The sequence below is a fragment of the Corynebacterium pyruviciproducens ATCC BAA-1742 genome (genome assembly GCF_000411375.1).
In the GTDB taxonomy this organism is placed as follows: Bacteria; Actinomycetota; Actinomycetes; order Mycobacteriales; family Mycobacteriaceae; genus Corynebacterium; species Corynebacterium pyruviciproducens.
Genome location: NZ_KE150446.1, coordinates 1074868 through 1089398 on the forward strand (window position 1 = coordinate 1074868; position 14531 = coordinate 1089398).

Genomic DNA, 14531 nt, shown 5'->3' on the forward strand with positions numbered 1-14531 from the left:
TGTACGCGGTGAAGATCCACTTATTTGCCTTTCCTAAAGCTGCGTGCCTTGGCGAAGACCCGCTCGGCGATGTCCTCGGACGCGTGGCCGAGCGTGCTCCGTCGCGTCGATTCTGCCATTGATTCTAGAATCTCGGAATCATTTAGGATAGCCAGCACCTGAGAACTCAGCGTCTCGGCGGTGAGCTGGGCATCGTTGATGATCGTTGCACCCCCGGTCTTCACCACCGGCTGCGCGTTGAGCGCTTGCTCCCCGTTTCCGTGTGGCAGGGGGACGTAGATCGCGGGGATCCCGGCGGCAGTCACCTCGGCTACCGTCATCGCCCCGGCACGGCACACCACCACGTCCGCGATGGCGTAGGCGAGGCTCATGTCCTTGATGTACGCCACCGCGGCGTAATTGCTGTGCGGCGCCGGTGGCTCATTTTTCGGCCCGTAGGCGTGCAGCACCTGAAAGCCCGCCGCAGTGATCGAGTCCAACGCCCCCGCCAGCGCGCGGTTGAGGGATAGCGCGCCCTGCGACCCGCCGGTGACCAGGAGCGTCTTCTTCCCGTCCTCCAGGCCCCATTGTGCGTAAGCCTCCGCGCGACGCTTTGACTGTGTCTCCTCATTTCCCGGATAGAGGCGCCGGGCGATGGGGACACCAACAACATCGCCTTTCACGCCCGAACCGGCGACGGCCGTAAGCCCGATTCCGCCGAGCGCGATCCCGAGCTTGTTCGCCATCCCGGCGCGCGCGTTCGCCTCGTGGACAAAGAACGGGATACCAGACAGACGTGCGGCGATGTAGGCGGGGGCGGACACGTACCCGCCGAACCCGATGAGGCAATCGGCCTCCACATCCGCAAGGATCTTTTGTGTCTCTCTCACGGCCCTGACCACGTTGAGCGGGAGAGCGGCTAGCGTCGCGTTGACCTTGCGGGGCACGGGAACCGGTCGAATCATGCGCAGATCGAATCCGCGCTCTGGGACGATATCTTTTTCCAGCCCCTTCTTTGTCCCCAGCGCCGTTACTCGCACGCCGTGGTCATCGCGGAGCACTTCGGCCACCGCCATCGCCGGTTCGATGTGCCCGGCGGTCCCGCCGCCCGCGACAACAACGGATAGCGGCTCGTGTACCTTACTCACCTTTGTCTCCTTGCATTTCGTCCGTTCCTATTGCCTTCCCTGCGCCACGGGGCCTGCGGCGTGCCTCTGCCACGCTCGTCGCGTTCCCGCTGCCAGGAGGGGGCACGCTCGTCACCGAGCTCGGGTTCTCCGGTCGCTCTCCCCCGTCCCGCACGGGGCGCGCCACCGGTTCCGGTGGACCACCGCGACCTTCGATTCACGTCGTGTGACCTGTAGATGTCCGAAGCTCGCGCGGCACGCCGTGAGCCGGCCGACGCTGCGCGCTCCCGGCTCATTCCCGGTGCCGCCCGGCGCTGGTATCCCTCGTCCTCTGCGGTGTCAGTGGTACCCGCGCGCGACGCTCCTCGCGTCACCATTTCCTCGCTGGGGACCCTCGTCTGTGGCGCTGTCCGCAGAGATCCATCCGTTGGGGAAGGCTCCGGCAGGCGCAAGATTCGGTCGATGGCGGGGAACCCGTTGTACTGCATCGAGGAAATCGCCTCCGGTTCGTGCCTGGCACAAGAAGCGACGAGCCCCAGTGCACCGAGCGTGATGACCGTCGCCGTACCACCAGAGGACAGCAGCGGCAGCTGAACGCCCGTCACCGGGAACAAGCCGATGACGTACCCGATGTTGAAGAAAGCCTGGAAGACGATGCCGGCCACGAGGGTACCGGACATGAGCGCCATGAAAGATTTGTTGTTGCGCATGGCGGTGCGGAAGCCGTAGATCGCCAGCGTTGCGAACAGGCCGATGACGATGATCCCGCCCCACAAGCCGAGCTCCTCGCCGATGACCGCGAAGACGAAGTCGTTCTTCGCCTCGGGGAGGTAGTACCACTTCGCGCGCGACTGTCCGAGCCCGAGGCCCAGCAAACCGCCGTCGCCAAGCGAGAGGAAACCTTGGTAGGACTGGAACGAGCTGGAGCGCGTCTCCTCGAAGTGTCCGGTGAGCGCGTCGAAGAAGGTGGTGATGCGCTCGACGCGGTACCCACTACCGAAGGTGACGAGGAGGACGATCGCCGCGAGCGCGACGATCGCGCCACCGGTGAACCACTTCCAGCTCATGCCGGTGAAGAACAGGAGCGCGATGACAACGAGGAGCGTGGTTGCAGTCATGCCCACATCGCCCTGCCAAAAGATGAGTCCGCAGGTAAGGGCCGACACGCCAATGAAAATCCACTGGTGACTGTCCAACCCGGTACCGTGGGCCACGCGCCCCGCCAGGTAGTGGGAGCCCCAGATGGCGATAGAGACGCGGGCGAGCTCACTCGGCTGGAAGCTGACCGGCCCCAGCTGGAGCCACGATTGCGATCCGACCTCTTGCCCGCCCGTGCCGATAAGCAGCACGACGAAAAGAAGGACGATGGAGATCCCCATGAGCAGCGGTGACAGCCTGCGCACCCAGTCAAGCTGCAGCCTCATCGCGATCCACATCGCAACTAGCCCGATGAGCACAAACACGGTTTGCTTGACGGCCGAACTCCACACCGTCGCGTCATCGTCCACCACCGACCACGTCGTCGTGGTGGAGTAGGCGACAACAAGCCCGAGGGAGGTGAGGAGCCCGATGACTACCATGATGACCCCGTAATCCACCAGTGGTTTGGCGTGCTGCGCGCGCCACCAGGTCACCAGCGGGCCGTCGTGGCGCGCCGAATCACGGCGGGCGTTGTCCCCGCGTGCCGCGGGGGCGCCATTCCTGGGCACCGGGGATGCGCCCCGGCGTGCTGGTGTCTCGTCACGGCGGGCCGATTCAACCGCATAGCGTGGCATCAGTGGGCACTCTCGCTTTCTTCACTGGGGAAAAATTCCTTGGCGCAGGCGGTGAAGATATCACCACGTTCAGCCATCCCCTTGTACATGTCCAGTGACGCTGCCGCCGGGGCGAGCATCACGGTGTCTCCGGGTTGGGCAACTGAGGCCACGAACTCGAAGATTTCCCGCATTGCGCGGTGTTTGTCCGTCTTACCCGTGACAAAAACGGGTAGTTCCGGCACAACGTTAGCGAGACCTTCGCGCAGCTTTTCCCTGTCCACGCCGAGAAGCGCCGCGGCGGTCATGTGGGGCGCGTTCGCACGGAGGAACGTGTCGATGTGCGCGCCCTTGAGCTGCCCACCGCCGATCCAGATGTAGCGTGCAACGCCCTTGAGGGCCATCGCGGCCGCGTGGGGGTTTGTCGCCTTGGAGTTATCCACGAAGGTGACGCCCCCGCCACGGTGAGTGATCGCGCCCCGGTGGGAGGCCACGGAAAAGCTCGCGAGCGCCGCGGCAATGTCGTGGGCAGGCGCGCCCAGCGCCCGGGCCACGGCCGTTGCCGCAAGCGCATCCGCGATTCCGGCCACACCGGGCGGGCTGATTCCCTCGACCGGCGCGATCACGAGCCCCTCGCCTTCGGCTTGTGATTTCCCGTCAGATTGTTCGCCTACGTTGTCGTCCACGAACGCACGATCGACGATGTAGCCGTCGCGCACGCCGATCTGCCCGGGTGCGGGCTCGCCCAGCGTGAAGCTGATCGCTTCGGGGGCGAGGTTGCGCACGACGGGGTCGTCGGCGTTGACGAGTGGTGTCTCCGCGTGGAGCACCTTCGCCTTGGCCGCCGCGTAGGCCTCAAAGCTGCCGTGCCAATCGAGGTGATCGTCGGCGAGGTTGAGGACGATTCCTACCCGTGGCCGAAGCGTTGAGGAGTAGTGAAGCTGGAAGCTTGAGAGCTCGGCGACGAGAGTGTCCACCCGCGGCTCGTGGTACAGGGCTTCGCCGACGGCGACACCGATGTTGCCCACGGCGAGTGCCAGTGGGTGTTCGCGATCCGGCCCGGCGAGCATAGCCGCAGCCATTCCTGTGGTTGTGGTCTTCCCGTTGGTGCCGGTGATGGCGACCCACGTGTGTGGTTCTCCAAAGCAGCGCGCCTGATCCAGCTGCCAGGCAACTTCCACGTCGCCGATGACCGGGACACCGTGGGCTGCTGCCTGGACAAATAGTTCCGAGTTCGGCCTCCACCCCGGGGAGGTGACAACGGTGGCGTAGCGATCCACCTGTGCCACCGCCTCGTCCAGTGGGATAAAGGCGCACCCCAGCTTGCTGGCGAGTGCCTGCCCCGTCACGGTGTTGGCATCGGCCACTGTCACGTCAGCAGCGCAGGCGACTAGCAGCCGGGCGATCCCTTCTCCTGACACCCCCGCGCCGGCGACAAGGAGCGGCCCTGTGAGCTGCTCCGGAAGCGAGCCTCGTTTGTCTTTATCGTCCTCAGTTGTCACTTTTTCTCCACAGAAAGGTCGCTGTTTTGGTCGCTGCCGATCACTCAGTCGCGGTGTATATGTGTGGTGCTTAGTTTATTCATTCCAGCCCGTCAGGCGGGGATGCACCTCCCAAGCGCCACACTTTTTCTTGCCAGTCACTTTAGTCCCAATTTTACCTTGCGTTTCATTTTGGGACTTTTCCCGGTCACTGGCGCGTTACCCAGCGAACTCCCCCGCCCTTCCACACCGAAGCCACACAGCACCGCGGGCCCGGCAGGCGAGGCGGTTTCACCGCCTCCCGGGTTACGGTTTCGGTTAAAGCGGTTTCACCGCCTCACGGGTTGAGGGCAGGCGATGGCGTTGGCGGACGAGAGTGGCGAGACGTGTGCAGACGCAACTGCCTGGCAAATAAAAATGGCCCCCGAACGTTCGGGGTCCAATTCCTAGAATCCTAGGATTTTCGGGACTCTCGCCACTGCGAGTACGACCGCTAGCAAAGAGGAACCAACCGCACGTGACGAGGAAAGGGCGAGAGGGGGACGTCGATAAGCGGTAAAAACAGCTACCCCAGAGGGGCGGAGGACAACCAGTCGCCATAGAACGCCGCCAGACCAACGATGGCCGACATCGCGGAGAGCAACCAGAAGCGAACCACAACCGTGGTCTCCGCCCAGCCACCGGCTTCAAAGTGGTGGTGGAAGGGGGCCATTCTGAAGACGCGCTTCTTTGTGGACTTGTAGCTTGCCACCTGAATCACCACAGACGCGGCCTCCACTACGAAGAGCGCACCGATGATGATCATGAGGAGCTCCGTGCGCGAGGTCACCGACAAACCGGCAACGAGCCCACCCAGAGCAAGGGAACCCGTATCCCCCATGAAGATCTTCGCGGGGGCGGCGTTCCACCACAGGAACCCCAGGCACGACCCCAGCCCCGCCGCGGCGAGGATAGCCAGATCCAGGGGATCGCGCACCTGGTAGCACGATGCCTCGATGGCGACGGCGCAGGAGTTGCGGAACTGCCAGAACGTAATAAGCGTGTAGGCACCCATCACCATGGCGGTTGAGCCAGCAGCCAACCCGTCCAGGCCGTCCGTCAAATTCACCGCATTGGTCCACGCGGAGATGAGAATGTACATGAAAGCGAGGAACACAAGGAACCCAAACACGCCGAACACCCCGCCATCGCCGAAAGCCACGTCGATGGTTGGGATATCGCGCAAGAAGCTGAGGCTCGTCGAGCCGGGGGTCAGCCCCTGCTCGTTGGGGAACTGAATAATCAAGATCCCGAACACAATGGCGGCCACGAACTGGCCGATGAGCTTCGCCTTCTTGTTCAGCCCCAGGTTGCGGTTCTTGTACAGTTTGATGAAGTCATCGGCGAAACCGAGCAACCCCATGGCGATGGTGAGCCCCAGGACGAGAAGTCCAGATGCCGTGGCACCGCCGTAGCCAGAGACCGACGCGTAGAGCGAGGAAACCGTGTAGGCGACGATGATCCCCAACAGGATGGCGATACCACCCATCGTGGGGGTTCCCCGCTTTGCCAAGTGCCACTTTGGGCCGTCTTCCCGGATCTCTTGCCCCAAGCCCTCCGAGGAGAACTTCCTAATCAAAAAAGGCGTAAAGAGGATTGAGAACAGGAAAGCGACGACGCCACTAATGATGATCTGGGTCATACGCCCTACTTCACCTCACGCGAATGTGTATCTTCTTGGTTTTCAGCACCGGTGGCCTCCTCGGCGGACAACAGCCTGTGCGCAACAGCCCACAGTCCGCAGGCGTTGGAAGCCTTCACCAGAACTACATCGTGTGGTTTTAGATGCCTTAAAACTATATCCGCTGCCTCTTCGGTAGTGGAAACCACCTCGGTATTGATGTCGTAACGACGCGCCTCACGGGCCAGCGTCTCCATCGCCGGGTTATCGCCCACCGCAACGAGGTAATCAACGTGCCGGTTGGACAGCACCTCTGCGAGCGCCGCGTGCTCCGTCAGGGAATCCTCCCCCAGCTCTCCCATGGAACCGAGCACGGCCCACGAGTGGGCGTTGTCACGGCCTGCGGCCGTGTACGACAAAGCGTCGATCCCAGCGCGCATGGAGTCAGGGTTGGCGTTGTACGAATCGTTAATGACCGTCACGCCGTCGCCTCTCGTGCGCACGTCCATGCGGTACTCCGAGGGAGAGACGTGCTCGCTGAGAGCGTCGGCAATGGTCTCCGAATCAAGGCCCGCGGCGTACCCCACCGCCGCCGCGGCGAGAGCGTTGTACACCTGGTGACGACCGAAGACGCGCAACTGGATGCGACGGGGCTTTTCGCCCTTGATTCTCAGAGTGAATCCCACGCGCGCCACCGGATCGAGTTCCACGTCCGTTGCCCGGACATCGGCATCGTTTTCGATGCCGAAGGTGAGGTTCTTGGCCTGCGTGCGGGGGGCCATCCCAATGACGAGGGGATCGTCCGCATTGAGCACGGCCACTCCGCCGTCCGCAGCGCTGGGGAGCGCCTCGACGAGCTCGCCCTTAGCTAAAGCGATGTTCTCCTTGGAACCGAACTCGCCGATGTGCGCGGTGCCCACGTTGAGGACCGCGCCGATGCGCGGAGGTGCGATCCGCGCGAGGTGGGCAATATTGCCAATCGAGCGCGCCGACAACTCACTTACCAGGAAAGTAGTCTTTGGCCCGACCTTCAAGGCCGTGTACGGGTGGCCGAGCTCGTTGTTGAAGGAGCCTGGGGGCGCGACTGTCTCCCCCGCCTGCCCCACCACGCTAGCGATGAGGTCCTTGGTGGAGGTCTTGCCGGCGGATCCCGTCACCCCGATGACGGTGAGGCCGTGCTTTTCCACGGCCAGGGCCGTGTGGGCTCGGGCGAGTTTGGACAGGGCCGTGATGACGGCCTGCCCCTCGCCGGTCGTATCCGCCTCCAGCACATAGGATGAGGCGGAATCGCTCAACTCCCCGGAATCGTCCGGCTCAACTAGGATCGCCGGCTGGCCGGTGCGGTGTCCCTCGATGCACGCGACCGCGCCTTGTTCAATGGCGATTCCGGCGAAATCGTGGCCGTCGACCCGCACGCCAGGAAGACAGATGAAAAGCGAGCCCTCGGTGATGTTCCGGGAATCGAACTCCACGCTCCCAGAAACAACCGTGGCCGCGATGGCTCCATCAACAAGGTGGCCGCCGGTGATTGAAGCTATCTCACCGAGAGTCAGTGGAATCATGATTCGTCCCTTTCATCGTTGTGCGCACCGGCTTTCCTGCTGGGTAGTCGTCGGTTCACAATAGTCTTTCCTCGCACCTACTGGTTGCGTCGAGGGCTGTCCCCGGCGTCCTCATCGTCGTTGTCGGCTGCCGCGTCGCGCAGGGCACTGGCCAACACCTTAGAATCGTCGAATTCCTTCACCGTGTCCCCGACCAGTTGGCCGTGCTCGTGCCCCTTGCCGGCGACGATAATGGCATCGCCCGGCTGCGCCTTACTCACGCCGAGCCGGATCGCCTCGCCGCGGTCTCCGCAGTTTACGATCTCCACTCCGCGGCGCCCGGGGTGACCGGCGATGTATTCCTTCGCTCCGACCTCAATCGCCTTACGGATGGTGGCGGGTTCCTCCGACCGAGGGTTGTCATCGGTAATGATGACGGTATCGGCCCCCGCAGCCGCTGCGGCACCCATCATGGGGCGCTTGCCGTGGTCTCGGTCGCCACCCGCACCAAAGACAGCAATGACCCTGCCTTTAACCTCGTCCTTAACGGCTTTGATAGCTGCCTCGAGCGCCGCCGGCTTGTGGGCGTAATCCACCACGGCAAGGATGTCACTCTCGTTGGCGATGCTCTGCATGCGTCCGGGAACCTGAATATCCTTGAGCCCCTCGGTGAACGCGCGCACATCCACGCCGACCGCAGCGGCGGCGGCGATGGCGAGCGTGGCGTTGGCCACGTTGAACACACCCGGAATGTGGATGAGGACCTTCTGCTTCTTCTGCTTGTAGTTCACAAGGAAGCGGGACGTGCCGTCGGGATCGGACTCCAGATCGGTGGCCATAAACGTGGCCGGGGCCCCCTTGGTGGAAACAGTGGTTGCGGCGGGGCCGGCGAGCCTGGTGAGGTCCACGCCCCACGAATCATCAATGCAGATGATCGACTTCTTAGCGCGCACCGGCGACCCCGGGACGAACAGCTTCGCCTTGGTGTGGAAGTAATCCTCCATCGTGGGGTGAAAATCCAGGTGATCCTGGGACAGGTTGGTGAACAGTGCGACATCGAAATCGACTCCGCCGACGCGCCCCAACGCGATCGCGTGCGAGCTCACCTCCATCACGACGTGGGTGACACCCTTGTCACGCATCTGCGCAAAGAGTTCCTGCAGCGTGGGGGCCTCCGGCGTGGTGAGCGAGGTGGGCACAGGCGTACCAGCGATTCGAGTGCCGGTGGTGCCGATGAGGCCGACCACCGCGCCCGCCGCGGTGAGGCCCGCTTCGACCATGTAGCTCGTGGTGGTCTTCCCCGACGTGCCGGTGATGCCAATGACCGTCATGTCCTTTGATGGATGACCGCAGATGAGTGAGCTCACGGGCCCGAGGTGTGCGCGTAGATCATCGAACACGAGCACCGGCCGAGTTTCTCCGGCGGTTTTGAGGACCTCGTATCCGGCCTTATCAGTAACGATCGCAGCAGCCGGCGAGGTTCCTGCGAATTTCGCGCCATGGCTCCTGGTGCCTGTTACCGCCGCGAAGATTCCATCCGGGCGGGCATCGGCCCCGTTGATCGCGATGTGCGATATCTCAATGTCAGCGTCGCCCTGACGAAGATGCAGTTCTCCGCCGCACTCGGTTGCGATGCGTTGGATTGTCACAGCCACGGTGAATAATGTTCCTTTTCTCAAAAATCTTTTCTAAGTCCGACGTACCAGTATGCACCTATTGGCTTGGGTTTTAAAAACCTCTGCATTTGTGGCACGCATCCGACTGTCCGTTACGGTACTTGCAATACCTGTGGTTCGCCCGGCGGAACGGGGGGAATGTTGTCCCGCTCAATGAGCCACGAGGAGATGTCCTTAAACAGTGGCGCAGCAGTTTGGCCACCCCCGCCGTGTACCCCACGCTCCGGATCGTCGAGCATGAGGGCGATGACGAAGCGCGGATCGTTGGCGGGTGCGATGCCCGCGAAAGTGATCCAGTAATCCGAGTTGGAGTACGCGTGCGTCACAGGGTCAACCTGCTGTGCGGTACCCGTCTTGCCGGCAATTTGGTAACCGGGGATGGCGGCGTCAGGAGCGGTGCCTCGGTTTAGCCCCGTGGGATCGCTCTGCGTGACGGCCTGGAACATCCCCAGCAACGTGGAGGCGGTCTGCGGGCTCACCACCCGGGTGCGCGCAGGCTCCGGCTGCGTGGTGACGGTGCCGTCCTCGGCCGTCACGGTATCCACAATCCGCGGTTCGATGCGTTCACCGCCGTTAGCGATGGTCTGGTACACGCTCGCCATCTGAAGCAGCGTCCAGCTCATTCCCTGGCCGATAGGCAGGTTGGCAAAAGTGCCGCCACTCCACTGTTCCCGGGCTGGCAGGAGCCCCGCGGATTCCATGGGCAGCTCGATGCCGGTTGACTGCCCGATCCCGAACTTTTTCAGGTAGTCGGCGTACTTGTCCTCGCCCACCAGTTGCGCCAGCATGAGGGTTCCCACGTTGGATGACTTACCAAAAATGCCCGCCGTGGTGTAGTTCACATCGCCGTGTTCCCACGCATCGCGGACGGTCACCCCAGCCATGTTGATGGAACCCGGCACGGTGTGAACCGTCTCCGGCTGTGTCACGCCCTCCTCAATCGCCGCCGCGGCAGTGATCACTTTGGCCACCGACCCAGGCTCGAAAGGGCTGGTAATGGTGGTGTTAGTGAAGGTCCGGTCCTTCTTCATCTGCCTGTCTATATCGCCCATCGGGTCGATGGTGTCCGAGTTAGCCATGGCGAGGACCTTGCCGGTCTTTGCATCAAGGACAACGGCCTCCGCCCCTTTGGCTTTGGACATTTCCTTGGCCTGCTGCACCTGGGACTGAACGTAGGTCTGCAGATCGAGATCGAGTGTGAGGGTGATGGTGGAGCCGTCGACAGCGGGGGTGACATCGCGGAGGGTGCCCGGGATCGATTCACCGCTGGCAGCCACATCCTGGGTCTTCTTGCCATCCTGGCCGGCCAGCGCCTTATCCTCGAACGCCTCGAGCCCGAGCTGGCCATCCTGCTCATTGTTCACCTTGCCCACCACGCTGGCCGCGATGGCACCGTTGGGGTACTGGCGAATGTCCTGGTGATCTGCTGCTACGCCGAAATACTTGTCGTGCACTGTGGCGGCCACATCCGGGTCAACGTTGCGCACGAGTACTTCATAGTTGGAATCTGCAAGCAGCTTCTTCTTGATGTCCTCTTCTTTAATGTCATCGGCGTTTTCCGCAGATTCGCGCACCATGACGGGGATTTCGCGGGCCATCTCATCGATGCGTTCGTCCGCCTTCTCCGCCGCGAGCTTATCGAGCTCCGCGTTGGTGTAGTTCTTGTACTCCTCCTGGCTGATGAGCTCGCCGCGCATGTAAATCGGGAGTTCTTTGCGCAAGACGTTGGGGGAAACGGTGAGTGTGCTGGCCTTCATGGTGTAGGCCAGTTGCTTGCCGGTGCGATCGAGGATGGCACCGCGCCTGGCAGGCTCGGTGTACACCCGTGTGCGTTGGTCCGCAGCCTGAAGAGCAAGCTCGGGCCCCCAAACGAGCTGCACCAGGGCAAGCCTGGCGACGAGCACCACCGCGAGGATGGCCGCCAGGGCGCTCAACACCTTGACGCGGGAGCGCACAATCTTAGCCGCGGACACGGGTCGCTCCGACTCCGATCGCGGTGTGGACGAGGAACCTGCAACTCGCCGGGGGCTGCGATTAGATGAAAATCTTGATGCCATCCTCACTCCTTTGTGCGTTGAACCCCATGAACTACCGGACAGCCTAGCGTCAATCCGGCACAGCTGAGGTAGGCGCGACCGCTCACCCGCAACGGCGACTACCTCTGGTTAGGGTCGTACGGGGCAAGCCCCGCGTTACTGCGCAGCCTAGGAGCAGAGTTGGTTTCCTGCGGCACCTGCACAACAGAGCCGGAGATTTCCTCCGTCTCTTCGGGGGAGCTCGAGGCGCGATCGGCGCGAACCGGCGCGCCATTGACGTCCGTCAAAGGACGGGATTCAGCGGGATTGGCCGGTCGCTGCTCGATGACGGCACCAGTGACATCGGTTGCAAGTATCCCCGGCTCGGTCGCTACGACCGCACCGGTCCCCTGCGCGTGCCGGGCGATTTCCGCGCTGGAGCGCAGCTCCTCGAGGTCCCGGTTTGCTGTCTCCAGTTCCCGGGATAGCGTGACATCCCTTTGCGCCAGGGTGCTCAACTCGAACGACTGCTGGGTGGCAATGCCGGATAGCCACACGGATATTGCCACGCCTACTGCGAGGAAGATCGAAAGCAGTACGACGAAGCGGACGGTATTGGTATCCGCCTTTTCTTGAACTACCCTGCGACCGCGGTTCGAGGTGACCTGCTTGGAGCCAAGCCTCCGCCCGAACTTGTGCTCAGGTCGGGTGACCGGCGAGGTTCCAAAACGACGCGCCGGTAGCGGCTGACGCTGCGGGGTAAATTCCGCCGGCGACTTTGGAATGGTTATCACAGAACCTGCGGAATCGCGACGAGCGGTCTTGCGGTGATCGACGAGCACGCCTCTACGCCGCGTGGGGACTGCCGGCGTACGTGGCCGACGGGTCTCACGAGGCTGTCCCGCCGTGCGGGTCCGTCCGCGTCGAGTGCTGGGGCGCGTGCGTAGCGTCATGACCTTTCTCCATTCAGAGTCCGCTGGGCGGCCCGTACTCGGACGGACGCCGCGCGTGAGTTCTGTTCAATTTCTTCCGGTGAAGCCTTTTCTGCACCTCTCGTGAGGAGCCGGAAGTGCGGCTTCGTTCCCGGGAGGTCTACTGGCAATCCGGGCGGGTTGGTCGAGGTTGTCAACTCACCCAATGCCCTTTTTACGATCTTGTCTTCCAGCGATTGGTAGCTCATGAACGCCATGACACCACCCACGTGGAGCGCCTCGGCTGTGATGGGGATGACCTGCTCCAGGGCTTTCAGCTCCTGGTTGACCTCCACACGTAGCGCTTGGAAGGTGCGCTTTGCCGGGTGTCCACCGTGGCGGCGGGCCGGCGCGGGGATGGTCTCATACAGCAGCTCCACCAAGCGCCCAGACCGTGCGAACGGCTCCTTTTCCCGCTCGCGAATAATCGCCGAGGCAATTTTCCCGGCGAATTTTTCGTCGCCGTACTTCTTGAGAATGCGTGCCAAATCGCCGTGCGAGTATGTGTTGAGGATTTCCGCTGCGGTAATTCCCTTGGACGGATCCATGCGCATATCCAGTGGTGCGTCCACTTTGTAGGCAAAGCCACGCTCTTCCTGGTCCAGCTGCATGGAGCTCACTCCAAGATCGAACAGTGCCCCGGCGATGCCGTTTCTACTCGCCTCCACACACAGGGGGTGAGAGGAGGCGGTGGCTGCTTCAACCCACAGATCAAAGCGCACGTTGAGACCCACGAAGCGGTCCCCAAATTGGGAAAGACGATCGGTTGCCCCGGCCAAGGCTTGGGCGTCGCGATCGACACCAATGACGCGCGCACGCGGGTTGGTGGCCAGTAGGTATTCGGTGTGCCCACCGGCGCCGAGGGTGGCATCGACGACGATTCCCGTCGACTCTGCGGCATCGATGCCCATTCCCACAAGCTCAATCATTCGGTCTCGCATGACCGGCACATGCCCGTGGTTGGCGGAGAGGTCAAACGACCGCTGCACCCGTGCGGTGTCAGCGGTCAGTGACGGTTCCAAAACACTCGGTTCATCTGTGCCACTACGAGGGGGCACGCGGTCGGCGTGATGATCGGCGGATCGATCATTTTCCTCACGGTGCTGCTTAACATCACTGTAGTTATTCACGCGCCACTCCCCTCCTTTCCCAGTGAGCCGGTGAACGTGTCTGTGGTAGTTGAGTGCGTACAGAGCCCTGCCCGAGTGCGGGTCCGTTCTGATATCGGGGAAGTACATCAGAACAAGACCCCGGCCACTCGAGCAGAGTTCCTGCACGCGCTACGCGCTTCGGGCAGCCCCCTTGTTACAGAAGGCCACCCAAGACCTCATCTTCAGCAGCTGAGTAGTCAGCTTCTGTTTCAGCCTGGTAGTCGACCCAGGATTGTTCGTCCCAGATCTCGAGGAAATCTACGGAACCGATAACCACGCACGCTTTCGAAAGCCCTGCGTACTTGCGGTGTGCCGCAGACAACGTGATCCTGCCCTGCCCATCAGGCCTTTGTTCATCGGCACTCGCAGCGAGGTTACGGATAAACGCGCGCGCTTCTGGTTTCGTGCGCGATACCCGTGCCGCTTTGCGTGCACGCTCTTCGAACTCTTCCTTTGGGTAGATGGCCAAACTGTGATCCTGACCTTTTGTCACCACGAGCCCTCCGGCCAAGTCATCTCTGAACTTTGCCGGGAGAGTGAGGCGACCTTTGTCGTCCAGTTTGGGGGTGTAAGTACCAAGAAACATCTCGGGTACTCCTTCCCGCTCTGGCGAGCAATCAGTCAGATTCGCAGCTGAATCCGTTCTCCTCTCGGTGAATCCGTAAGGGACACGTCCCTCACCTATCCACCAACACTGTCCACACTACCCCACTTTCCCCCACTTTCAACCACCAACACCACCCAAATTTGGCAATATTCAACAATACCCCAGCTCAACGACGTAAAAATCGTGGGGAAAATTCGGCTCCCCACACGCAAAAGGCGCCCATTTTCCCCCATCAACCCGCCACAATTCACCACTGAAATAACTTGAGAGCCAAAACCCCACCACTCACTTCAACCTCAGATCCGCACGACACCCCCTTTGCCCAGGTAAGCGACGTTACTATGAGCCCCAGGCTGTTCCATGACCTCCGGGTGGGGGCAAAGTGGGGAGCCGCGGTGGGGACAAGTGGGGAATCAGTGTGGGGGAAAATGGGGAGCATCGACACGCTCGCAACTTAGACCTAATGAGATACCGCCCATTACGGTTTAGGCAGTTCCCTGCTGGGGACCCGAGGATTCATGGTTTCTCCCCTTTTGGGGTGGGTTATGTTTGTTCCGGTCCCTGCTTAG

General features: G+C 62.2%; 10 protein-coding genes. All 10 read right to left on the minus strand.

All coding sequences use genetic code 11. The annotated features are described in order from the left end of the window. Window positions 1–20: 20 nt before the first annotated feature. Entirely contained in the window at window positions 21–1127 is a 1107-nt protein-coding gene (gene murG, locus HMPREF1219_RS04615; protein WP_016459346.1) for an undecaprenyldiphospho-muramoylpentapeptide beta-N-acetylglucosaminyltransferase, read from the minus strand. Then, the gene (locus HMPREF1219_RS04620) at window positions 1124–2881 is read right to left on the minus strand and encodes an FtsW/RodA/SpoVE family cell cycle protein (RefSeq protein WP_016459347.1); all 1758 of its coding nucleotides are present in this window, start codon (window positions 2879–2881) and stop codon (window positions 1124–1126) included. The genes murG and HMPREF1219_RS04620 overlap by 4 nt, the downstream gene beginning before the upstream one ends. Next, window positions 2881–4362 carry a UDP-N-acetylmuramoyl-L-alanine--D-glutamate ligase gene (murD, locus tag HMPREF1219_RS04625; RefSeq protein ID WP_016459348.1) on the minus strand — a complete coding sequence of 494 codons (1482 nt, stop codon included), beginning with the start codon at window positions 4360–4362 and terminating at the stop codon, window positions 2881–2883. Before murD ends, HMPREF1219_RS04620 begins: the two co-directional genes overlap by 1 nt. A 544-nt stretch (window positions 4363–4906) precedes the next feature. Next, entirely contained in the window at window positions 4907–6022 is a 1116-nt protein-coding gene (gene mraY, locus HMPREF1219_RS04630; RefSeq protein WP_016459349.1) for a phospho-N-acetylmuramoyl-pentapeptide-transferase, read from the minus strand. Between the two features lie 5 nt (window positions 6023–6027). Then, a complete protein-coding gene (locus HMPREF1219_RS04635; protein WP_016459350.1) occupies window positions 6028–7563 on the minus strand; it encodes a UDP-N-acetylmuramoyl-tripeptide--D-alanyl-D-alanine ligase in 1536 nt (511 codons plus the stop codon). Between the two features lie 77 nt (window positions 7564–7640). Next, the gene (locus tag HMPREF1219_RS04640; protein WP_016459351.1) at window positions 7641–9197 is read right to left on the minus strand and encodes a UDP-N-acetylmuramoyl-L-alanyl-D-glutamate--2,6-diaminopimelate ligase; all 1557 of its coding nucleotides are present in this window, start codon (window positions 9195–9197) and stop codon (window positions 7641–7643) included. A gap of 113 nt (window positions 9198–9310) precedes the next feature. Continuing rightward, window positions 9311–11275 carry a peptidoglycan D,D-transpeptidase FtsI family protein gene (locus HMPREF1219_RS04645; protein ID WP_211212605.1) on the minus strand — a complete coding sequence of 655 codons (1965 nt, stop codon included), beginning with the start codon at window positions 11273–11275 and terminating at the stop codon, window positions 9311–9313. A gap of 98 nt (window positions 11276–11373) precedes the next feature. Beyond that, the gene (gene ftsL, locus HMPREF1219_RS04650) at window positions 11374–12186 is read right to left on the minus strand and encodes a cell division protein FtsL (RefSeq protein ID WP_016459353.1); all 813 of its coding nucleotides are present in this window, start codon (window positions 12184–12186) and stop codon (window positions 11374–11376) included. Continuing rightward, window positions 12183–13442: a 16S rRNA (cytosine(1402)-N(4))-methyltransferase RsmH gene (rsmH, locus tag HMPREF1219_RS04655; protein ID WP_016459354.1), complete on the minus strand. Its 1260-nt coding sequence runs from the start codon at window positions 13440–13442 to the stop codon at window positions 12183–12185. The genes ftsL and rsmH overlap by 4 nt, the downstream gene beginning before the upstream one ends. Window positions 13443–13509: 67 nt before the next feature. Next, on the minus strand, window positions 13510–13941 hold the full coding sequence (gene mraZ / locus HMPREF1219_RS04660; protein WP_016459355.1) for a division/cell wall cluster transcriptional repressor MraZ: 432 nt from the start codon (window positions 13939–13941) through the stop codon (window positions 13510–13512). Window positions 13942–14531: the final 590 nt, after the last annotated feature.

Excerpts from the sequence above, each read along its gene's own strand:
- HMPREF1219_RS04620 (WP_016459347.1), bottom strand. The coding sequence starts at position 2,881 with ATGCCACGCTATGCGGTTGAATCGGCCCGCCGTGACGAGACACCAGCA.
- mraY (WP_016459349.1), bottom strand. The coding sequence starts at position 6,022 with ATGACCCAGATCATCATTAGTGGCGTCGTCGCTTTCCTGTTCTCAATC.
- HMPREF1219_RS04635 (WP_016459350.1), bottom strand. The coding sequence starts at position 7,563 with ATGATTCCACTGACTCTCGGTGAGATAGCTTCAATCACCGGCGGCCAC.
- HMPREF1219_RS04645 (WP_211212605.1), bottom strand. The coding sequence starts at position 11,275 with ATGGCATCAAGATTTTCATCTAATCGCAGCCCCCGGCGAGTTGCAGGT.
- ftsL (WP_016459353.1), bottom strand. The coding sequence starts at position 12,186 with ATGACGCTACGCACGCGCCCCAGCACTCGACGCGGACGGACCCGCACG.
- rsmH (WP_016459354.1), bottom strand. The coding sequence starts at position 13,442 with ATGTACTTCCCCGATATCAGAACGGACCCGCACTCGGGCAGGGCTCTG.
- mraZ (WP_016459355.1), bottom strand. The coding sequence starts at position 13,941 with ATGTTTCTTGGTACTTACACCCCCAAACTGGACGACAAAGGTCGCCTC.